Annotated in this window: 25 protein-coding genes and 1 pseudogene; 16 read left to right on the top strand and 10 right to left on the bottom strand. The window is 67.4% G+C overall.

All coding sequences use genetic code 11. The annotated features are described in order from the left end of the window. The 5 genes and pseudogenes from ACFWBT_RS31205 to ACFWBT_RS31185 form a co-directional block, all read left to right on the top strand. Window positions 1-1,810: pseudogene (locus ACFWBT_RS31205) on the top strand (hypothetical protein); the annotation flags it as partial. Beyond that, window positions 1,810-3,015 (top strand): hypothetical protein, encoded by a 1,206-nt coding sequence (locus ACFWBT_RS31200; protein ID WP_385706330.1) that lies wholly within the window; start codon window positions 1,810-1,812, stop codon window positions 3,013-3,015. The pseudogene ACFWBT_RS31205 and the gene ACFWBT_RS31200, both read left to right, overlap by 1 nt. Window positions 3,016-3,017: 2 nt before the next feature. Further along, complete coding sequence (locus ACFWBT_RS31195) at window positions 3,018-5,897, top strand: fibronectin type III domain-containing protein (protein ID WP_385706328.1); 2,880 nt, start codon at window positions 3,018-3,020, stop codon at window positions 5,895-5,897. Window position 5,898: 1 nt separating this feature from the next. Then, window positions 5,899-6,489, top strand: coding sequence for a hypothetical protein (locus tag ACFWBT_RS31190; protein ID WP_385706326.1), 591 nt, complete (start codon window positions 5,899-5,901; stop codon window positions 6,487-6,489). Then, window positions 6,482-7,504: a hypothetical protein gene (locus ACFWBT_RS31185; RefSeq protein ID WP_385706325.1), complete on the top strand. Its 1,023-nt coding sequence runs from the start codon at window positions 6,482-6,484 to the stop codon at window positions 7,502-7,504. Before ACFWBT_RS31190 ends, ACFWBT_RS31185 begins: the two co-directional genes overlap by 8 nt. Window positions 7,505-7,593: 89 nt before the next feature. Here the strand turns inward: ACFWBT_RS31185 and ACFWBT_RS31180 are convergent, their stop codons facing one another. The 6 genes from ACFWBT_RS31180 to ACFWBT_RS31155 all read right to left on the bottom strand — a co-directional run bounded on the left by ACFWBT_RS31180 (window position 7,594) and on the right by ACFWBT_RS31155 (window position 11,360). Next, entirely contained in the window at window positions 7,594-7,800 is a 207-nt protein-coding gene (locus tag ACFWBT_RS31180) for a hypothetical protein (protein ID WP_385706323.1), read from the bottom strand. Further along, window positions 7,800-8,663 carry a hypothetical protein gene (locus ACFWBT_RS31175; protein ID WP_385706321.1) on the bottom strand — a complete coding sequence of 288 codons (864 nt, stop codon included), beginning with the start codon at window positions 8,661-8,663 and terminating at the stop codon, window positions 7,800-7,802. The genes ACFWBT_RS31180 and ACFWBT_RS31175 overlap by 1 nt, the downstream gene beginning before the upstream one ends. Next, window positions 8,660-9,682, bottom strand: coding sequence for a glycosyltransferase family 4 protein (locus tag ACFWBT_RS31170; RefSeq protein ID WP_385706319.1), 1,023 nt, complete (start codon window positions 9,680-9,682; stop codon window positions 8,660-8,662). The genes ACFWBT_RS31175 and ACFWBT_RS31170 overlap by 4 nt, the downstream gene beginning before the upstream one ends. A 1-nt stretch (window position 9,683) precedes the next feature. Then, a complete protein-coding gene (locus ACFWBT_RS31165) occupies window positions 9,684-10,634 on the bottom strand; it encodes an NAD-dependent epimerase/dehydratase family protein (RefSeq protein WP_385706317.1) in 951 nt (316 codons plus the stop codon). Further along, window positions 10,631-10,975, bottom strand: a complete 345-nt coding sequence (locus ACFWBT_RS31160) for a hypothetical protein (protein WP_385706315.1) — start codon at window positions 10,973-10,975, stop codon at window positions 10,631-10,633. Before ACFWBT_RS31160 ends, ACFWBT_RS31165 begins: the two co-directional genes overlap by 4 nt. A 109-nt stretch (window positions 10,976-11,084) precedes the next feature. After that, a complete protein-coding gene (locus ACFWBT_RS31155; RefSeq protein WP_385706313.1) occupies window positions 11,085-11,360 on the bottom strand; it encodes a hypothetical protein in 276 nt (91 codons plus the stop codon). Between the two features lie 218 nt (window positions 11,361-11,578). Between ACFWBT_RS31155 and ACFWBT_RS31150 the strand changes: the two genes are divergently transcribed. The 9 genes from ACFWBT_RS31150 to ACFWBT_RS31110 all read left to right on the top strand — a co-directional run bounded on the left by ACFWBT_RS31150 (window position 11,579) and on the right by ACFWBT_RS31110 (window position 16,853). After that, the gene (locus tag ACFWBT_RS31150; protein ID WP_385706311.1) at window positions 11,579-12,061 is read left to right on the top strand and encodes a hypothetical protein; all 483 of its coding nucleotides are present in this window, start codon (window positions 11,579-11,581) and stop codon (window positions 12,059-12,061) included. Then, a complete protein-coding gene (locus ACFWBT_RS31145; RefSeq protein ID WP_385706309.1) occupies window positions 12,058-12,891 on the top strand; it encodes an N-acetylmuramoyl-L-alanine amidase in 834 nt (277 codons plus the stop codon). Before ACFWBT_RS31150 ends, ACFWBT_RS31145 begins: the two co-directional genes overlap by 4 nt. Before the next feature lie 23 nt (window positions 12,892-12,914). Continuing rightward, window positions 12,915-13,223: a hypothetical protein gene (locus ACFWBT_RS31140; RefSeq protein ID WP_385706308.1), complete on the top strand. Its 309-nt coding sequence runs from the start codon at window positions 12,915-12,917 to the stop codon at window positions 13,221-13,223. Next, window positions 13,224-13,670 (top strand): hypothetical protein, encoded by a 447-nt coding sequence (locus ACFWBT_RS31135; protein ID WP_385706306.1) that lies wholly within the window; start codon window positions 13,224-13,226, stop codon window positions 13,668-13,670. Then, window positions 13,667-14,026 (top strand): hypothetical protein, encoded by a 360-nt coding sequence (locus ACFWBT_RS31130; protein WP_385706304.1) that lies wholly within the window; start codon window positions 13,667-13,669, stop codon window positions 14,024-14,026. Before ACFWBT_RS31135 ends, ACFWBT_RS31130 begins: the two co-directional genes overlap by 4 nt. 1 nt (window position 14,027) lies before the next feature. Beyond that, window positions 14,028-15,239: a hypothetical protein gene (locus ACFWBT_RS31125; protein WP_385706302.1), complete on the top strand. Its 1,212-nt coding sequence runs from the start codon at window positions 14,028-14,030 to the stop codon at window positions 15,237-15,239. Between the two features lie 297 nt (window positions 15,240-15,536). Next, window positions 15,537-16,151 carry a recombinase family protein gene (locus tag ACFWBT_RS31120; protein ID WP_385706300.1) on the top strand — a complete coding sequence of 205 codons (615 nt, stop codon included), beginning with the start codon at window positions 15,537-15,539 and terminating at the stop codon, window positions 16,149-16,151. A 301-nt stretch (window positions 16,152-16,452) separates the two neighbouring features. Beyond that, the gene (locus ACFWBT_RS31115) at window positions 16,453-16,635 is read left to right on the top strand and encodes a hypothetical protein (protein ID WP_385706298.1); all 183 of its coding nucleotides are present in this window, start codon (window positions 16,453-16,455) and stop codon (window positions 16,633-16,635) included. Continuing rightward, on the top strand, window positions 16,635-16,853 hold the full coding sequence (locus ACFWBT_RS31110; RefSeq protein ID WP_385706296.1) for a hypothetical protein: 219 nt from the start codon (window positions 16,635-16,637) through the stop codon (window positions 16,851-16,853). The genes ACFWBT_RS31115 and ACFWBT_RS31110 overlap by 1 nt, the downstream gene beginning before the upstream one ends. A gap of 86 nt (window positions 16,854-16,939) precedes the next feature. Here the strand turns inward: ACFWBT_RS31110 and ACFWBT_RS31105 are convergent, their stop codons facing one another. From ACFWBT_RS31105 to ACFWBT_RS31095, 3 genes are read right to left on the bottom strand one after another with little or no spacing between them, the layout of a single operon-like run. Further along, window positions 16,940-17,149, bottom strand: coding sequence for a hypothetical protein (locus tag ACFWBT_RS31105; protein ID WP_385706294.1), 210 nt, complete (start codon window positions 17,147-17,149; stop codon window positions 16,940-16,942). 9 nt (window positions 17,150-17,158) lie between these two features. Further along, window positions 17,159-17,353 carry a hypothetical protein gene (locus ACFWBT_RS31100; RefSeq protein ID WP_385706292.1) on the bottom strand — a complete coding sequence of 65 codons (195 nt, stop codon included), beginning with the start codon at window positions 17,351-17,353 and terminating at the stop codon, window positions 17,159-17,161. A gap of 32 nt (window positions 17,354-17,385) precedes the next feature. After that, entirely contained in the window at window positions 17,386-17,583 is a 198-nt protein-coding gene (locus ACFWBT_RS31095) for a GntR family transcriptional regulator (protein ID WP_385706291.1), read from the bottom strand. Between the two features lie 170 nt (window positions 17,584-17,753). Between ACFWBT_RS31095 and ACFWBT_RS31090 the strand changes: the two genes are divergently transcribed. Continuing rightward, window positions 17,754-17,984: a hypothetical protein gene (locus ACFWBT_RS31090; protein ID WP_385706289.1), complete on the top strand. Its 231-nt coding sequence runs from the start codon at window positions 17,754-17,756 to the stop codon at window positions 17,982-17,984. A 230-nt stretch (window positions 17,985-18,214) separates the two neighbouring features. On the opposite strand, the gene ACFWBT_RS31085 is transcribed toward ACFWBT_RS31090, so the two are convergent. Next, on the bottom strand, window positions 18,215-18,451 hold the full coding sequence (locus ACFWBT_RS31085; RefSeq protein ID WP_385706287.1) for a helix-turn-helix domain-containing protein: 237 nt from the start codon (window positions 18,449-18,451) through the stop codon (window positions 18,215-18,217). Between the two features lie 249 nt (window positions 18,452-18,700). Between ACFWBT_RS31085 and ACFWBT_RS31080 the strand changes: the two genes are divergently transcribed. Beyond that, window positions 18,701-18,940, top strand: coding sequence for a hypothetical protein (locus ACFWBT_RS31080; RefSeq protein ID WP_385706285.1), 240 nt, complete (start codon window positions 18,701-18,703; stop codon window positions 18,938-18,940). Window positions 18,941-19,203: the final 263 nt, after the last annotated feature.

Below are 19,203 nucleotides of genomic sequence, written 5' to 3'. Positions count from 1 at the left end.
GACCGAGGCGACAAAGCTCGCCGACGAGATCCTGAAGGTCCCGGCGGGTAAGGACGTCGAGCTCAACATGAAGTCCGAGGACGCGGTCCGCGACCTCGACGCCTTCATGGCCGCGGTGAAGAAGACACCGAACGCCAAGTCGATCACCATGTCGGCGATTACCAAGGTGGGCGAGGCGCAGCTCGAGGCGCTCGGCTACAAGGTGAAGCACATGCCGGACGGCACCGTCACCGTCACTGCTCCGCCCGGCCGGGCACTGGGCGACATCGGCAAGGTGCAGGCCGCCCGCGACCACCTGTCCGGGAAGAGCATCCCGATCAGCGCCACGACCAATTCGTTCTGGTCTAGGGCCAACGCTCTGATCGGGCGGACGCTCGGCACCTCGTTCGTCAACGTGCAGATGCGGAAGGTCGAGGCGAATTCAGCCCCCGCGTTCCGGGCGCACGGCGGCCCGATTGGGCTCGCGGGTGGCGGCGCGCCCAGCGGCCGAATCTCGGGTGCTGGAACCAGCACCTCCGACAGCATCCCGGCGATGCTGTCCGACGGCGAGTGGGTGATCCGCGCAGCCGCCGTGAAGAAGTATGGCGACAGCTTCCTTGCCGCCGTCAATGAAGGCCGCTTCCATCCTGCGGGCTTCGCCAAGGGCGGCAAGCTGACGGCGAAGCAGAAGGCCGCCAAGGAAGCCGCGAAGCGAAAGGCAGACGCGGAGAAGCAGCGCCAGAAGGAAGGCCGGTCCGAGCTCGGCGGCGACGTCACGTTCACGACGGGCGGCCGGCTGGCCGGCTACAAGAACACGGAGGCCGTCCACGACCTCGGCATGCCCGACTCGGTGTCGGCACTGGTGTCGTCGATCAACAGCTACCTGACGAACATCAAGAAGGCTTTCACCGGGAAGACCGAGTCGGCCCTCGTCGCGAAGATGACCGCGTCGGGCAAGGCGCTCCTCGACAACCAGAAGAAGCTCGAGTCCGTCAACAAGAGCCTCGACTCGGCGAAGAGCCACCTCGATGACCTCAAGGGGAAGTTCGACTCCCTGAAGACGAGCGTCTCTTCGTCGCTGGTGGGCTTCGGCAACATCACGAAGATCGGCAAGTACGGGACGAGTCCCGAGACGCTGATCAAGCAGCTGCAGTCCGACACGGGCCGGACCACCGAGTTCTCCAAGCAGCTCGACGAGCTCAAGAAGAAGGGCCTCAACGCCCAGTCCATCTCCGAGATCGCGCAAGCGGGCGTCACGGGCGGCGGCATGGCGACCGCACAGTCCCTGCTCAACGCCACGCCGGAACAGATCGCACAGATCAACGCCCTCGAGAAGCAGCTCCAGTCGTCCGCAGACAAGGCAGGCACGACCGCTGCGGACGCCATGTACGGGGCAGGGATCAAGGCGGCCGAGGGGCTGGTCAAGGGGCTGACGGCGCAGCAGAAGGCGATCGAGGCCACGATGATGGCCATCGCCAAGTCCATGGAGAAGGCGATCAAGAAGGCGCTCGGAATCAAGTCGCCGTCCAAGGTCATGGAAGCCGTCGGCGACTACAGCTTCCAGGGCATCGAGCAGGGCTGGGTCAAGCGGATGGCCAAGGGCAACACCCTGATCTCCGGCAGCAACCTCGGACTGCGCATGAAGCCCGCCACCATGCCCGGCACGGGAGCCGCCCAGACGGCCGGGGCCGCGTCCGTGATGGTCACCGTGAACCCAGTCTTCAACACTATGACGCTGCCGTCGCCTTCCGAACGCCGCACTTTCGTGAAGGCCATGGTCAAGGACATCAACGACGAGCTGCTCGACTACCAGAAGGCGAGGCGCCGCTGATGCCCCAGGGTGATTACGGGGACCTCCAACTGGGGCGCCTGCTGCTGCGGGAGACGTTCAAGGAGTCCGAGAACGCGGGCACGTCACGCACCCTGGACCTGGAGGGGCAGGAGTCCAACCCGCCGCTGACCCGTGCCGCGCTGGTGTGGCGGCACGACAACCTCCTCGCCCTGGAGTCCGGCTGCGTCCTGCCGCTGACCTTCACTGACAAGCCGGAACGCAACTGCTACGTCCAGATCGACAGCGCCAACGCCGAGTACACGGAGTGGCGCAACGAGGTCGTCACCTCCGACTGGAAGGTCGGCCTCACCCGTCTCGGGTCGGATGCCGAGGTCGACCTGCAGTCCAGGCTCACAGGGGTCGTCCGCGTCAACGACTTCAGTCTGACGGGGGAGCGGTGGCATGCCCCGCCGATCGGCCACTACGGCTACCAGACCGGCACCACCAACCCCACCACGATGACACGCACCGGTGCCGACGGAGCTATGACTGTGTACCGCGGGATCCCGACCGGCGCCTCCCCGCGCTGGGGCTGCGCACCCACCTCCTACCTCAACGGCCGGGTGCGGCTCACCTCGTCCGGCACCGAAGTGTGCGGCGTCGACCAGCCCCTGTCGGCGACCGGCTGGGCTCTCACTAACGGCCTCGTCAACGTGACCACCTCGGCGTCCGCCACCTTCGACGTGCAGGCGTACACGGGCGGCGCCTGGCGCTCCAAGTTGTGGAACGTCTCCGCCTCCGGGTCGGCCGCGTCGATCACCTCCTGGGACGGGGCGACACTGCTCCGCAACGACTGCGAACACGTCATCGTCCGCCTCACGAAGAGCCTCAACCCCGGCCGCGCCACCCTCGACCTGACGCTGCGCCGCGGCGCCCGCACCGTCGAGGGCTACCTGCAGACGACGACCTCGAACACGCTCGCCGCCTACCGGTCCACGCTCGAGACGAACACCAGCTTCGCCGCCTCCGGGTACGTCACTGCCACTGCCAACGACGCGGACAGCAACCGGTTCGCCGCCGGCTCCGCCCGGACATTCACCGCGCACACCAACGGTGGCGTCACGAAGGCAGCCGCAACCAGCCTCGACTTCTGGATCGGCGTGGCAGCAGGCGGGGGCAGCGCCGTCTCAGGCGATGCCGCAACCGACCTCCGCAACCAGTACGTCGGCGCCCTACCAGAAACGATCTATGCGGTGAGGAGGTAGCCGTGACCGTCAACCAAGTACTGCAAGCCCTCGGCTCCTGGGACCTCACCCTGAAGTCGACGACCCCGCCCGACCTGTGGGACCGCATCGACTACTTCGGCCACATCGCGCTCATCCCTGGCCGAGCCGACCCAGTCCAGTACGGCGACAACCTCCTTGCCGCAGCCCGCTACGTCGGCGTCGTCCGAGGCCGCGATAACAGTGGCGACGACCGCCGCACCAAAGTCATCGAGCAGGGCTACGACATCAGCGGCGTCGGCATGGCCATGTGGCTCGGCGACGAGGACAACAAGGGCGCCGTCTACGAGAACGCCGTAGAACCCGCCTCCGCCTCCTTCGCCTCCACGATCAACATGCTGCTCCCCGCGAGCGGCGCAGTCACCGCGGGCACCATCTACTCCGTCGCGGGCAGCTACTCGGGCCGCCACCAGTACGAGACGCCCCGCTCCGCCATCCAGTACGTGTGCGACACGTTCACCGCCTCGTCCGGACAGAAGGTGTCCTGGCGGGTCAACGGCGATGGCACTCTCGATGCTGGTCCTGAGTCGAGCCTGTACGTCACCACCCCCACCTGCGTCATCTCCCGCAAGGTCGCAGGTAAGGACACGTCGGGGCTCGAGTCGGTGCCCGGCGCGTTCGGGGTCTCCCGCGACATGGACGACTACAGCACCCGCGTTGTTCTCCTCGCCGAAGGGGAAGGCGAATCGATCGCCACCGGCGCCGCCGACATCTCCCCGGCCACCAGCTACAAGGACATCCACGGCAATCCGCTGCGCCTGACCCGCCTCGCCTCAGAGTCCGACACGACCGTCACCAACGCCGACACCCGGGCCTCCCTGCTGCTGTCGAAGTACACGAGCAGCCAGGACGAGCTGACCGTCGAAACCGACAACTACTACATCGAGGGCTCGTTCACGGTCGGCGACTACGTCTGGGTGTGGGACCCGGCGGCCGGCCTCGTCGACACGGCCAACGAGATCACGTTCCGCGGCGAGCGGTTGAACCCGGTCAAGCTGCAGATCACCGAGGCCAAGTGGCCCGTCACCGAGGGATACACGGTCGCCTACCGGGCCGCCAACGGAACCTGGTACGACCTCACCGACCACGTCGAATGGGACGGCTCGCACACCGTCTACGTCACGGTCGGAGATTTCTCCCGCGCCCTGGAGGGTGCGGGTTCGGAGCCGGTCGGCTCCCGTCCCAACGCGGACACGTCCACGCCCGCGCAGCCGACGTTCGTCGAGCCGTTCGTCGGGTCGGCCTACCTGGATAGCCGCGGCTTCACCCGGGCCCGCGTCATCGTCTCCTGGACCGCACCCCTCAACGTCGACGGCTCCACTGTCCTCGACGGCGACCACTACGAGATCCGCTACGCCGTCGACGCCGACATGCTCTACCCGGCCACCTGGTCGCAGGTCTCTCAGATCCCGTGGTCGCAGATGCAGACGTGGGCGCAGCCCTTCGTCGCCCCCACCGGACAGTGGCAGACCATGGTCGTCAACTGGGACCAGACCACCGCCCAGCTGCAAGACCTGTCCCCGGGCGTCGGCTACGACGTGCAGATCCGGGCAGTGGACAAGGCCGGCAACACCGGCGCCTGGTCCAGCACCACGACGTTCGTCGCCTCGTCGGACAACCTCCCGCCGTCCACCCCGGCCGCCCCGTCGGTGGCCGCGTCACGGATCGCCGTGCAGGTGACGCACACGCTCGGCAAGAGCAGCGGCGGCACGTACAACCTCGAATCGGATCTCCACCATCTGGAGATCCACGTCGACTACGAGCCCACCTTCACCCCGTCCGAGTCGACGCTGAAGGGGAAGGTCAGCGCGACCGCGGGGATGATCCAGGCGCAGATCCCGGTCGTCGCGACCGTACCGGTGGAGGAGACGTCGGCACGGTACGTGCGAGTCGTCGCAGTGGACCAGACCGGCAACAAGAGCGGCCCGTCCGACGCAGCCACCGCGACGGCGCTCCTTATCGACGACGCACACATCTCCGACCTCACCGTCTCCAAGGTCACTGCAGGGCAGATCAGCGCCGACTGGGTCCTCGGTGCCCGCATCAAGACCGCCGACACCGGGGCCCGCGTAGAGCTCAACTCAGCCGGACTGCAGGCCTACAACTCGGGCGGCACCCAGACCGTCAACATCGCCGCCGCCGACGGTTCCGTATCCATCCTCGGGCAGCTCGTCTCCGGCACGACCGGTAAGCGCCTGGAGATCAACCCCACCGCCACGTTCCTGCCCGAGCTGCGGTTCTACGCCAACACTGGCGGTAACTACGCCTACATCAACAGCTTCGGCTCCGGCACCGACGCCATGATCGGCGTGAACACGGGCCCTTGGGACGCCTCCGGCACCTCCGTGTACAGCCGTCTCATCCTCACCAGTCCGGTCACTGAACTGGCCATCGTCCGGTCGGACACCTCGATCCGCCACGGCGGCTACATCCGCATGCAGTACGACAGCCTCTTCATCGGCCACAACCTCGCCGGCATCGACGGAGGCCTGTTCACCGCCACCACCAGCTACGGATCGATCGGCTGGGACGACGGCACGAGCAGCACAGCGAACTACATGCGATTCGAGTCCAACAGGACGAGGCACTACGGGCGCTGGGCCGACTTCCTCGCCGTCGCGTCCAACGAAGGGCTCTTCACCGGAACGGTCGCCGGAACGTCCAGCGGGTCCAGCCTCACCCTCTCCTTCGGCGCCACGATGGATACCCAGCTCGTGCCGATCGTGTCCATCCGCGACGCACCGACCGTGGCCAACACGAGGGGCTTCTGCATCTTCGCCTCCGACACGACTTCCTTCAGTACGCAGCTTTCGGGCGCCGCCGATGGCGCCTGGTCCGTCTATTTCTGGTGCTACAGGATCTGATATGGCAGCTGACGAATACACAGTCCAGGCGGTCAGCGAGTACTGGCCCAACCCCGGCATGCCCTGCTGGGCCGTCGACATGATCAAGCCGGACGGCAGCCTGCACCGGCACGTCTTCCCGCAGTTCACCTTGCTGCAGCGGGCGGCCGAGTACGGCATCGATCCGGCCGCCGTGGACGACCTCCTCGACGTCGTCTTGCACGAGCCCTACGCACCCCACCCTGACGATCCGCTCAAGGGCGAGGACCCGGCTGCCGCGGCGGGCATGCTGTCGCCCGCGCTGGTCTCCCGCGGCACAGCCCGCAAGGGCGACCTCATCCCCACCACCCTGTACACGGCCCCCGACGCGGCGACCGCGCGCGCCGCGCACCTGCTGCGCATCGAGCACTGCAAAGCCAACCGCGTCCGCGTGACGCCACCGAAGGGCAAGAAGGACCCGCTCGACGTCATCCGCGGCGCGCACGGCGTCGACGCCGACTGGGTCGCCAGGAAAGCCGCCCAGATCCATCAGCGGCGCCTCGTCGCCCAAGGCCGCGCCGCTCCCGAGCCGGTGACCAAGCCCCTCGTAGTGAAGGACGACTCACATGCCTGATCCGTCTACGTCGAGGCTCGCCCTCTACAAGTCCCTGTCGGACGGCTCCGAAGACGTCAACTACACGCTCGACCTGGGCCAGAACTGGGACAAGGTTGACCTTGCTGTCGGCTTCCAGTCCTGCACGTCCAGTACGCGCCCGTCGTCTCCGTACAGCGGCAAGCCGATCATGGAGGCGGACACGTCGTACCGGACGTACTTGTCCAACGGCACCAGCCCGGCGTCCGCGTCGTGGGTGGAGATCCCCAACAGCTCGGCGACGTTCAACAACACGCTGAAGATGTCCGCCGGCAAGCAGGTCAACATCGGGGCGTCAGGCAGCACGGCCAGCTTCGTTGCCCTCCTGCCGACCGCGACGGGCGACTGGATCGTCGGCAGCCGCGTCACCGCCGACTCCGTAAGCCGGTTCACCATCCGTGCCGACGGCCGGCTCGACTGGGGCAGCGGCAGCGCCACCCAGGAAACCAACCTCTACCGCAGCGCCGCAAACACGTTGAAGACCGACGACAACCTGATCGTCGACTTGAACCTCACCGTCAACGGCGTCGGGCAGAACCAGTACATCGCGAAGACCGCCGACGAGACGGTCACCTCCAACGCCACCCTGCAGAACGACGACCACCTCGTCCTGCCCGTCGTCGCCAACGCCGTCTACACGTTCGCTCTCGACCTCTATATGACCGAGGCCACCGACTTCGTCGGCGACTTCAAAATGTCGTTCACCTGCCCGGCCAGCGCCACCTTCGACATGCACGGCGTCGGCCCGCACGCCACCAGCTTCACCACGGGCACCAGCTCCGACGGCGAATGGATCGGCAAGCTCGCCACCTCATCGGCTGGAGCAACCTTGGCGTTCGGCGTCGGCACCGGCCTCACCGCAGTCCGCGTCTACGGACGCCTTGTCACGCTCGGCACGGCCGGGAACTTCACGCTCCAGTGGGCGCAGAACGCGTCCGACGCATCCGGCACCACCCTCAAAGCGGGCTCGTTCATGACGATGACCCGCGTCGCCTAGAAGGAGACGACCATGTCCACGTTCGAAGTCATCCTGCTCATCGAGGTCGGCATCATCGCCATCGGCGCCCTGCTCGGATGGCGCCGACCCTAGACCCGCTCCGCCTCCTCATACGGATGCTGCACGGCCAGCTCCGGGCCGCCGGGCACGGGTTCGCCGGCGCCCTGCTGCGCCTCGCCGAGCTGCCGTTCCAGCACGTCGACCTGAGCGCGAAGGATGAGGTTCTCCTCGAACAGTTCCCGGCACCGCTTCTGAAAGGTCGGGAACGCGTCCTCGACGCTGATCTGCTGGGCCATCACGCCACCACCTTGTCTGCGAGTTCGCGGTACCGGTCGAGGAGATCGGTCGCGTTGAGGAACGGGTGCTGCGGGAAAAAGCTCCAGTGGCTGACGATGGCGTCACCGCGGAGAATGTTCGGCACACCCTTCGCCACCGGCTGATGGATGGTGTGCCAGCTCTCCTCCTCATCAGGAACGAGGACGCCGGGCCGGGGGAGGGCCGCGTAGTCCTCGCCGCGGGACGCGAAGCAGCTGACGGAGAACTGGGTGCCGGGCTGCAGCGGGAAGTCCTGGTAGAGGTACAGGTCCTCGACGGTGCCCGCCTCGATGTGATCCATGAGCATCTGGTGGAGCTTCACGGCGAACGGGCCGTTGGCCCAGCCGGTGGGGTCCATGCAGTAGGCGTTGACCGTGCCCCATTCCATGGGGATCTTCCCGCACAGCTGGAGGAAGTGGGAGCAGATCGCGTTGTTGATGATGATCGGGAACACGGCGGTCGGCGCGGGCATCTCGATGCGGGCGCGCACCAGGTTCTCGACGGCGTCCTCGTGCAGGTAGACGACATCGTCGTCGAGCCGCAGGTACACGGTGTCGGCGTCGGTCATATACCGGTAGGCAAGGCCGGTGTAACGCTGCTTGGGCAGGTGGCCGAGGTTGATGCCCTCCGGCCGGTGGACCTGCCGGAACCACGGGTGCCGCTCGGCGAGCTCCTGCGCGTAGGCGATGTCGTCCTCCTGGCCGACGGGGTCGGTGTTCATGAACGCCCACACCTCGTCCACGAGGCCGCGGTTGACGTCCCGCTCCAGGTACTTGATCAGAATGCTGTACGTTCTGCGCCTGCCGTAAGGCGTCCACGCCACGACGCGCTTACCGTCGATCATGCTGCGGTCCTCTCTTCGATGGGCGCCGTGAGCGCGGCCTGCCACTGCACGTTCGTCGCCTGCAAGATCGACGCCGACGCCTCAGCGCGGGCCGCCATCCCGATCCGCTGCCGCAGGGCGGGATCGTCCGCGAGCTGCTTGAGCAGGCGGCCCCACTCATGCTCACGCTTGACGAGGAACCCGTTCTCCCCATGCCGGATCACCCGCCGGTACGGCTCAATGTCCGACGCGATCAACGGGATGCCGAGCATCGACGACTCCAGCCACTTCGTCGGATACTTCGCCCGGTTGAATGCCGTGTCCCGATACGGAGCCACCCACACATCGAACGCCGACACCGCCTGCAGGTAGCGCCCGAAGTCCTCCACCCAGCCACAGGCGCCCAGCCGCGCCCCCTGTAGACCGCAGCCGATCGCCTTAGCCGCATCAAGACCGACGACCTGCACCGCGACCCCGCCCGGCCGCCCGTAGTCAGCGATCCGGTTCAGACCCCGCACCACCCCAGGCACCTGCAGCTCATGCATCGTCGACGACGTGCCGGCCCAACCGACCGACAGCGTCTCCGGGTTGTAGTCGCGGACCGCCCCCAGGTACTGCGCCGGCAGCCCGTTGGGCACGACGCGGACATCCCCGTGGACCTCGCGCAGCACGGCAGCGAGAGACTCGGAGCAGCAGGTGACCGTGTCCGACAGGCCGATGTTGGCGAGAAGGCCCTGCCGCAGAACGGGGTCCGCCCATTTGCGGGCCGCCGGATTCGTGAAGTCGAGATGGAAGTAGTCGTCATCCAGGTCCATGACGAGCCGGATGCCGTGGTCGCGCATCTCACGCCATGTGCGCGACGTGCCGGGCTTGGCGATGCGGCAGCCGACGACCACGTCGAAACCTTGATTGCGCCAGTCTTCGGGGAGGCGCTGGTTCGCTGACGTGTCGTGGCCGAGCCAGTGCAGCGACATCGCAGGAAGTACCCCGCGGTACAACCCCGAGCCGCTGCCGTCGGCCGTCCAGAAGTGGATGCGCACGTCAGGCCGCCAGGTACCCGGGGAGCCACTGCTCGGCGTAGTAGCGGACGGTGTGGTGAATGCCCTCGTCGAGGGGCACAAAGTCGGCGGCGGTCATGCCGATCTGCTGGAGTGTGGACGTGTCGGAGGTGACGACGGCGTTGGGGATCTCGCCGGGGCGCATCGGCAGGTGCTTGATGGCGACGGGTTCGCGGCCGGTGTAGTGGGTGGCTTCCTCGGCGACGAGGCGGGCGATGTCGTTGACGGTGACCGAGGTGAGCGGCCCGACCTCGACGGGGCGTTCAGTGGGCCCGTGGACGGCGGTGTGCTCGAGCGCCTGGACGAAGGTGCGGGCGACGTCGGCGACGTACACGCAGTCGGAGATCTGGGTGCCGTCCCCGTACACCTCGATGGGGCTGCCGACGAGGGCGCGGCACGACAGAGAAGGCATGATCTTTCGAACCTTCGAGGTGCCGTAGGGGGCGGCGATCGACTGGCCGGGACCGTAAGCGTTGACGGGGCGGACGATGGTGATCCGGCCGCCGCGGTAGGCGTTGAACATCCGCGCGTAGTCCTCGGCCGCCGTCTTGCTGATCGTGTACGAGCCGGTGCCCAGGTCCCGCATGAACGCGTTTCCGACACCCGCGTACACGACCGGGAGACCGTACTGGTTGGCGGCCTCGAAGACGTTCAGGCTGCCCCGGATGTTGGTGTCAGCGGACGGACGCGGGTTGCCGATCGTCTCCTGCGTGCCCAGTACGGCGGCGAGATGGATGATGCCGTCGACGTGGGCGGCGAGCTCGACGACGGACGTCTCGTCGCGGATGTCGCCGAGGTAGAAGGTCTCCCCGGGTGCCATCTCGGTGTGGGGGTGGCGGTCGAAGACGACGACCTCGTGGCCGCGTGCGAGGAGTTCCCTGCGCACGTAGGAGCCGATGAAGCCCTGCCCGCCTGTTACTCCGTACACGGTCATGCCTTGTTCTCCTTGCTGGCGGCAGCGACCGCCTCATTGAGGGTGTTCCGCCACCGGTCGACGGTGCGCACGCTGATCCATCCGCTGGACAGACAGGGCTCGCCAGGGTGCCCCTTGTGGACGAAGTGGCCGAGGACTTCGTAGAGCAGCGCCCGGAGTTCGTCACGGTCGCGGCGAACCTGGTCCAGCGCGGACGACGCCTGTGGCTGCTCGCCAACATGCGGGTAGCAAGCGACGCTCAACGGAGCCGCGTGCTGGCAGACCTTGCAGTGCTCGCACTGCGTGTGGCCGTCGGCGCAGTCGCAGCGCGGGCAGCGGCGGCCGGTGTGCGCCCCGCTCATCGCGGACTCCAGGCGACGGTCGGGTAGTCGTAGGCGTGGACCGGCGCGTGCGGGGCGAGCATGACGAACGCGAACAGCAGGCCGAGGCCCTGGCAGATGACGGTCACGGCTAGCCCTCCACTGCCTCGTAAGTGGCCGCGAAGATGTCGGGCTTGCAGGGGTAGAACTCGCCCTGGATGCCTCGAATGATCCAGTCGCCGGGCTCTGCTCGCATGCCGCCTTTGAGCGTGTGGATAACGAGGCCGAGTTCCGGCCTTGTGGCGTGCACGCGCTTCGCGTCGCCACCGGTGCTGCCTATCCATCCGAGGATGCGATTCGCTGATCCAACAGTGCCGTCGAACTGGCGTGCTTCGATCTCGACGGGCTTCTTGCGGTAGCGGGTCATGGGCGCTCCTGTGCGGGTGCGGTGCGGGTGGCGCGGGTTTTGGGATGGCAGGGATGCAGACCCGCACGGCCACACCCCTGCCACAGGCCCCTCTGAAAGAACCCACCCTCACGATACCTGTGATTCGTAGGTGAAATGCGGGGTTGGGGCTACGATTTGAAGGTCAGAGCGTGTCGGGTGCAGATCAACGCCACGCAGCGCCGTCGAAGGGCCCACCAGTGACCGCCCGCATCTGCTCGCTGAAGGTCGACACACCGCAGACCATCCCCGCCGACGGCGACTACCACGTGGTCCGCTTCCCCTACACCACCGAGTCCTACGACCCATGGGGCATGCACCAGCCCGCACAACCCGACGGACGGGCCGTCACCAGCTGGTCGAAGGACGACCGCAGCGGGCTCATCTGGCCAGCCGTCGCAGGCTGGGGCGTCCTCACCTCCCTCATCTACTGGGAAGCCGGGAACTACAGCGAGCTCCGCGACCGGTTCGTCCGCGACCCGCTCGGCGAGTACGACTCCACCGCCACCGACCACCGGCCCCCGAGCCCGGGGATCCAGTGCTTCACCAAGCACCACGAACTCTTCGTCCGGCCCGACGTCCCCCTCGCCCTCCTCGTCGCACACGACGCCACGTCATCAAGGCGGGTCACGCTCGCCGAACTCAAGCTCGCCATCCACCCCGTAGAGGAGCCCGCGGCATGAAGCTCGTCACCCGATCCCAGCTCGGCTGGCCAGCCTCGGCCGCGCCAATACAGACGTCCGCTCAGGGCGTGAAGGTCCACTACGAGGGGACCGCGGTGAGCACGAAGCTGCTCACGGACCACGCGGAATGCATCGCCGAGTGGCAGGCCATCCGCAAGAGCCACCTCGCCAACACGGCCGAGGGGTACAGCGACATCGCGTACAACTACGGGGCCTGCCCCCACGGCCACTTGCTCGAAGGCCGCGGCATCGGCAAGCGGACCGGCGCCAACGGCAACCAAGCGCTGAACGTGGCGCACTACGCGATCGTCGGCCTGGTCGGCAGCGAGGGCCTGACCGAGCCGACCGACCTGATGCTCGGCGCGATCCGCGACGGCATCGAACTCCTGCGCCAGCACGGCGCCGAAGACGAGATCAAGGGCCACTGCGACGGCTACGCCACCGCCTGCCCCGGCGGCCCGCTCTACGCCTGGGTCCAGAAGGGTGCCCCCCGCCCGGCAGGCACGGCAACGCAGACCACCCCGGCCGCCAAGCCCAAGGTCAGCCTCGCGCACGTCGTGTACGCAGCCCGCCACGACCCGGCCGCGGCGCAGGGCCACACCTCGTACAAGGTCGAAGTGCTGCTCGTCGAGAAGGCGCTCAAGGCTGAGGGCTTGCTGAGTGGCCAGTACGTCGACGGCAGCTTCGGCTCCCTCACCGTCACCGCATACGCCCGCTGGCAGCGCTCCCCAGCCGGCGGCGGATACACCGGCAGCTCTGCCGACGGCATCCCCGGCAAGACCTCCCTCCAACAGCTCGGCGCCAAGCACGGCTTCACCGTCACCGACTAACCCGACCCCCGAAGGAACCCGCCATGACCGTCAACCTTGGCTCCGCCTACTGGCTCGGCCTGCTCGTCTCCGTCGTCCTGCCCGTCCTCGTCGGTCTCGTGACGACGAGGGTCACCAACGCGGGCGTCAAGGCGGTGCTCCTGCTCGCGCTCAGCACCGTGACCGGGTTCGTCGTCGAGTACGCCGGCCCGCATGACGCTGGCTACAGCGTGGGCACTGCCGCCGTCCTCGCCCTCGTCAGCTTCGCCACCGGAGTCCTCTCCCACTTCGGATTCTGGAAGCCGGTCGGCGTCAGCGGCAAGGCGCAGGACAGCTTCACCAAGGCGGCCTGAGTGCCGTGCCGCGCGGCCCGGCGGCTCCACGAGGCCCTGGGCCGCCGCGGCACCTTCCTGCTGATCCTCGGCGTCGGCAAAGCCTGTTGGGGTGTGGGCTTCATCGTCACCCCCCAGTCCAACCCGCAGGGCCTGGAGCTCCTCACCGACCATGCGCCACTGCACTGCTGGGCGTGGCTGTGGATCCTCGCCGGTCTCGTCACCATCTTCTGTGCGTTCCTTCGTGTCGGCCGCGACGGCGTCGGTTTCGCGGTCGCGCTCATTCCCCCCACCGTCTGGGCGACCGCCTACCTGTCGGCCGTCATCGCAGGCACCTTCCCTCGCGGCGGGTTCGTCGCCATCTGGTATCTGACCTCGCACGTCGGGGTCATCCTGTGGGCGGCCACGGTGCCCGAACACTCGGTCCCCCACCTGCCGAGAGCCACCCGGAGAGGCAAGGCGCCATGAGCCTGTGGGCGGTATTCGTGGCCGTGCTCGGCACGGTCGGGATGGTGATCGCTGGACTGTTCGCGGCACGGGCCACGAAGCAGGCAGCCGCCGCAACGGCGGAGGCCACGCAAGCGGCAGCACGAGTCCAGACCGAACCCAACCAGCGGGCCGAGGACAGGGCCGCGTTCGAGGCCATCAAGACGGAGCTACGGGCCGACCTGACCGCGACCAGGGAGGAAGTCCGGTCGCTTCGGTCGCTGGTTCGAGCCTTCGCCTGGTACGTCGGAGAGCTGTCTTCGCAGATGCGCGGGCACGGAATCGAACCCCCGTCACCCCCCGAGCGGGTCGACGAGTACAACCGGACAGGAGTCTGACGTGCCTTTCCCTCCTGGTGTCCAGACCGTCACCGTCACTGCCGGCGCCTCCGGCTACCGGGCTCTGGACGGCACCGCGTATGCGGGGACGATCCGGTTCACGCCGTCGGTGTCCCGTGTCGTGTCCGCCGAGCACGGCGTCATCGCCCTCGGCACCGTCAACGCCACCCTCGGCGCCAGCGGGGACTTCACCGTCAGCCTCCTCGCTACCGACGCCGACGGGTTCAGCCCCAGCGGCTGGACGTACCGAGTCGACGAAGAGTTCACCAACGCCCCCGGCCGGGCCTGGAACGTCAGCCTGCCAGCGTCGGCGCCCACCGTCGCCTTGCCGTCGCTGTCACCCGTCGACTCCACCAGCGGCACCGTCTCGACCCCGGCCGTCATCTCCGTCAACGGCGAGACCGGCATCGTCATCGTGACCGCAGCCGAGCTCGGCGCGGACCCGGCCGGCACCGCCTCCTCGGCAGTTGCCGCGCACTCCGCTGCGACGACAGGCGTTCACGGCATCGCCAACACTGCAGCCCTGGAGACATCGTCCGGCGCGACGGCGAAGGTCGCAGCCCACGCCGCGGTCACCACCTCCGTGCACGGCATCGCCGACACAGCGGCGCTGGAGACCACAGCCGGCGCCACCTTGAAGGTGTCTGCCCACGCAGGCGGCGCCGACTCGCACGGCGACCGCGCCTGGGCCAACGGCCAATTCGCCACCATCCCCACGGTGTCCACCCTCGACACGTTCGTCGGCGACTGCCTGACACGCGTCTCAGCGATTGAGCAAGGCACGGCGTTCCTGGCGGCCCTCAACGTCGCCGGGCCCGCCCAGGTCTCCGGCGGTAACTTGACCGTCACCGACTTCACCAAGGGCTACCGGTTCCGCGTCGACGGCTCCAGCCTCGACCTCGAAGCCACCGGCACCGACCTCATCGTCTCCAACTGGAGCGGCAGCGGATTCAACGGCACGCAGCGCTCGTACCTGCGACTGTCGGCCGACGCGCAGAACATTCAGATCGCCGGGAAGGTCGAGTACGTCGACGCCCTCTATGGGGCGACGAAGCATGTCCTCGACGGGGCAACGAACACCGCGGGCTTCTTCGGTGCGACGCCGACTGGCCGGCCGACGGTTGCCGGATCGCGAGGTGGCAACGCGGCACTCGGCTCGCTGCTGACTGCCCTCGCGACTCTCGGACTCATCACCGACTCGACGACTGCGTAGGAGCCTGCCGTGGACGACGAACCCCCGCCACCGTTCTGGTTGTCGCCGCGCCCGTTCCTCGAACCCGACTGGCCGGACGACGACGACACCGACTGACAGCGCCCCCCTCCTTCGGGAGGGGGCGTTCTGCTGTGTCCGGGCCTGGAAGGGCCGTTCACCAATCGCTCGAAACGTGAACCTGAACGAGTGATCCGCTCAACTCCCCAAGTTCCAGGGCCGTTTGTTCATCAACCCGTTCATCTATCTGGTATTGTTCAGATAGATATCCACTACGTTTGATGAACGAGGAGGGGTTGGATGGCCCTAGTTGGCCTCGTCCGAGTGAGCACCGACAAGCAGAACACCGAGCGACAGCACGACGCACTCGACCCGATCTGCCTCAAGGTCTTCGAAGAGAAGATGAGCGGGAAGCTCCGAGCCGAAGAACGTCCCGCGCTCACCGCGGCGATCGAGTTCATGCGCGAGGGCGACATGCTCTGCGTCCAGGAAGTCGACCGCCTCGGCCGTAACCTCCTCGAAGGGCTGATCGTCCTCAACGACCTCTTCGAGCGCGGCATCTCGGTGAAGGTACTGGAAGGCATTGCCTCCGGCGAGCACCGGGAACGCTCCCTGATCCTCGACCTGGCACTCGCTCTCGCCGAGGACCGACGCCGCGACATCGTCAAGAAGACGAAGAATGGGCTCGAAGCCGCACGCAAGCGCGGCCGGGTCGGAGGACGCAAGCCCGTCATGACGGAAGCCCTGACCGTTCAGGCCGTAGCTCTGCGGGATAGCGGATTCACCATCCGGCAGATCCAGCCGCACCTCCGAATCGCGGAGGGCGCGAGCAAGGGGAAGAACCCGAGCATCGGCGCCATCTCGCAGGCACTTCAGGCGCACGACGCAGAGCCGGGAGCGGCCGAGGCCGGCTGAGGCGACCAGATATTTCCGGTCACGCATCTATCGCGGTGGCTGGTTCTGGTGCATCGTTGATCACGCGGGACCTCACAACCCCCCAGGTGAGGCCCCGTTTGGGCCCCGCCTTGAGCTGCGCTCGGCAGGGCCCGCCGCGCCTCCCGGCTCCCCACGGGAGGCCATGCGGCTGCCCTGGGGTCGTCGTGGGTTGGCGAGCGCGGCAGCATGCCCGGCGTGCGCATCACCCTCGTCGACGAGGAGACGGCCGCCGTGTTGACGACCTGGCCCGAGGAGTCGTGAGCTCTGGCATCCTGGCGGAATGGACTTCAAGCCTGGCGGCATCCTGGCTCCCACTGTCACGTACTACCAGAACACGCATCCGTGGAAGAGCGAGGTGTTCCTGCCGCTGCGGCCGACGCCCGAGCAGCTAGTGCAGGCAGCCACGATCGTCGCCTTCCAGGACGAGATCGATCTCATCGATACGTCGTTCTTGGAGGACTGATGGCCCACCGCCCGTACCCGAACGCCGACCGTGCCCTGCGGCAGATCGCCCGGCACTATCCGGACGAGCCGGTGATGGCGATGCCCGAGTGCCTGCGCCCGCTGGCCGACAGCATCACGCGACTGCGCGTGAACACCCAGCGGGCGGCCGACCAGGGCTTCGGCGTTGGCGACTACCGTCTGTCGACGCGCCGCCCCGTTGTCAGTGGCGGCTCGTAGAGTGGTCGTCAACATAACGACTAGCTAGTCGGGTTGTTGCTGATGCCCTGCACCGGAGTGATGCCCGGTGCGGGGCTCGCTGCTGCCTAGGCTGCCGCCTCGGCCGCCGGATGCCGGACGATCCGCTTGAGCCCCATCTCGACGTCGTACCGCGGGATCCCGGCCTGCTGGGCGAACGCGGCGACCGCCTCGTGAACGGCCCGCGCCGTGTCCAGGGTCAGTGCTCCGGCCTGGATCTCCTCCCAGGCGGAACGTTCCAGCGCGATCAGATCGTCGGGGAAATCGATGGTTGCCACCGCAGGATCCTAAGCCGCTTTCACGATGCCTTCGCGCAACTGCTCCGCCGCGACCGCCACCGTCCACTCCGCGACGAGCACCTCGTACCGCCGGCGCCCCTCGGTGGACAACCGCACCCGCGGGTCCATCCACAGCCGACGGATCTCCTCATTCACCACGGCAGCAGGCCGCGTCGAACCCGGGGTCGGGGGAGTGGGAGGCATGGTCGAATTCTATGACCCGGGTCGGACAGTGGTCAGTCCTGCTGCCGGCTCACGAACGATCCGAGGCCGGGCTCCGTGTAGATGAGTCCTTCGTCCCGGAGTCCACGGTGAACCTTCTGCGCGGTCGCCTGTGCGATCCCGAACTCGGTCGCGAGCTGGACCACGGAGGGGACGCGGGTGCGGGGCGGGTACGTGCCATCGGTGATCCGCTCCCGGATCACGTCCGCCACCTGTCGCCACCTGGGCACATCCGGCTCCCACTCGATCATGCAGTCAACGTGACACGCCATCCCATGCCACGCGAGCGGTCGCATACGTGGCACGCCATAGCATGCTATGTCTAAGCTGCTGAAATACAGCCCCGCGCACCCGGCCGGGGAGCCTGGCGAGCGGAGCGGACGTGGAAGAGCGTAGAGACCAACCCCCCGACGCCGTAACCCGGCCGCCCGTCATAGTCTCCGGCGCCCGCCTTAGCCCGCTGCAGCAGGCGTGGAGCCGCTACGTCGCCCACACGACCCGCTGCGACCACTGCCGGGACGTCGACCGCGGTCGGTGCGAGACGTCCGAGCGGCTGTACGTGGAGTACCAGGCGCACGACGAGGCGGCCTACCGCGGGGTTGCCGGCTCCTGACTCGCCAGTAAGTACCTTGTGAAGATTCAAGGGGTGCACCCCGGCCGGTATGGGCGCTGCTGTCACCGACTGCCGGATAAGTCTGGGCCAAGGCTTCAACCGAAGGTGAACCAGGGGTTAAGAGTGTGGAGGACGCGTGTAGATATATGCGGTGTGCAGTCTTCCGAAAGGGCTTGTCGTGCGCTTGAATCTTGTTCAGCCAGACGGCTTGGAATGGACGTTGCCGCAGCTCAGCCGCTGAGGAGGTCAGCCACGCGCACCCCTACGACGCGAGCGATCCGCAGCAGCGTGTTCAGTGACGGGTTAGCGACGCCACTCTCGATCTGCTGGTAGTAGGCCCGGTTGAGCGGGATGGCGAGGAAGACCTGCTCTTGGGTGAGGTTGCCGTCCATGCGGGCGTTGCGGATGGACCTGCCGATGCGCTGCCGCTCCTCGCGGAGGTCGTCGTCTGGCGGGTCGGTAGGCACTCGACAAACGCTCGACCCAAGACGATCATGAGTCAGCCTGGTGGTGCCAGGCATTATGTGATCTTGATCGCCAGCCCTGCGCTATGGCATACGTCGCAGGGCCCCGGGTAATGTCCCGACTCGAACAGGCGTTCGCTCGATCGAGTGAACAACCCCTCCCACCTGCATTCAGTTGAACAGGTCGGGCAGCAGCGCACCACCACCCCCACCCCCCAACAGAACGCAGCGACACGGCAACCGGGAGACGGAATGGACCCTCAGCACATCCTCGACCTGTACGAGTGGGCGCCGGCAGTCTGCTTCCGGCACCCCGAGTTGGGCGAGGTTCCCACTGCGGTCGTCGGCGTCGTCCATCCCGCGGCCGACGGCGAGCGGGAAGTCCGCGGATGCCGCGACTGCGTCATCGCCATGGAGGACATCCGGCGCGAGGCTGCGGCCCGCTCGGGGAGCGAGTACACCCCGGGACACGTTGGGGACGCGCATCACTAGGCGTTCCCGCAGTTCCGGCCCTCCTGGCGGGGCGGAATCGTGGGGAGAATCTGGGGGGAACATACCCTGGGGAGCGTTCGGGGAGGACGGGTCAGACCGACCCCGTCACCACTCGTCTCAACTCGTCACCACTCGTCTTCACAGTTCAGAGCGGTGCGCACGAGATCTCAACCAAACGCCGCAGGTCCGAGGCGACCGGGCGACAGAACCCGGCGTACAGCCCGACTCGTCTGCCCTCAGGGCTCCGGCCTGGTCCTGTGACC

Source organism: Streptomyces sp. NPDC060027, from assembly GCF_042737005.1.
Taxonomy (GTDB): Bacteria; Actinomycetota; Actinomycetes; order Streptomycetales; family Streptomycetaceae; genus Streptomyces.
This window is presented reverse-complemented; position numbering and strand designations above follow the sequence as displayed.

Coding starts and splice junctions, on each gene's coding strand:
- ACFWBT_RS31200 (WP_385706330.1), top strand. CDS start 1,810: ATGCCCCAGGGTGATTACGGGGACCTCCAACTGGGGCGCCTGCTGCTG.
- ACFWBT_RS31190 (WP_385706326.1), top strand. CDS start 5,899: ATGGCAGCTGACGAATACACAGTCCAGGCGGTCAGCGAGTACTGGCCC.
- ACFWBT_RS31185 (WP_385706325.1), top strand. CDS start 6,482: ATGCCTGATCCGTCTACGTCGAGGCTCGCCCTCTACAAGTCCCTGTCG.
- ACFWBT_RS31180 (WP_385706323.1), bottom strand. CDS start 7,800: ATGGCCCAGCAGATCAGCGTCGAGGACGCGTTCCCGACCTTTCAGAAG.
- ACFWBT_RS31175 (WP_385706321.1), bottom strand. CDS start 8,663: ATGATCGACGGTAAGCGCGTCGTGGCGTGGACGCCTTACGGCAGGCGC.
- ACFWBT_RS31165 (WP_385706317.1), bottom strand. CDS start 10,634: ATGACCGTGTACGGAGTAACAGGCGGGCAGGGCTTCATCGGCTCCTAC.
- ACFWBT_RS31160 (WP_385706315.1), bottom strand. CDS start 10,975: ATGAGCGGGGCGCACACCGGCCGCCGCTGCCCGCGCTGCGACTGCGCC.
- ACFWBT_RS31155 (WP_385706313.1), bottom strand. CDS start 11,360: ATGACCCGCTACCGCAAGAAGCCCGTCGAGATCGAAGCACGCCAGTTC.
- ACFWBT_RS31145 (WP_385706309.1), top strand. CDS start 12,058: ATGAAGCTCGTCACCCGATCCCAGCTCGGCTGGCCAGCCTCGGCCGCG.
- ACFWBT_RS31140 (WP_385706308.1), top strand. CDS start 12,915: ATGACCGTCAACCTTGGCTCCGCCTACTGGCTCGGCCTGCTCGTCTCC.
- ACFWBT_RS31130 (WP_385706304.1), top strand. CDS start 13,667: ATGAGCCTGTGGGCGGTATTCGTGGCCGTGCTCGGCACGGTCGGGATG.
- ACFWBT_RS31120 (WP_385706300.1), top strand. CDS start 15,537: ATGGCCCTAGTTGGCCTCGTCCGAGTGAGCACCGACAAGCAGAACACC.
- ACFWBT_RS31115 (WP_385706298.1), top strand. CDS start 16,453: ATGGACTTCAAGCCTGGCGGCATCCTGGCTCCCACTGTCACGTACTAC.
- ACFWBT_RS31110 (WP_385706296.1), top strand. CDS start 16,635: ATGGCCCACCGCCCGTACCCGAACGCCGACCGTGCCCTGCGGCAGATC.
- ACFWBT_RS31100 (WP_385706292.1), bottom strand. CDS start 17,353: ATGCCTCCCACTCCCCCGACCCCGGGTTCGACGCGGCCTGCTGCCGTG.
- ACFWBT_RS31080 (WP_385706285.1), top strand. CDS start 18,701: ATGGACCCTCAGCACATCCTCGACCTGTACGAGTGGGCGCCGGCAGTC.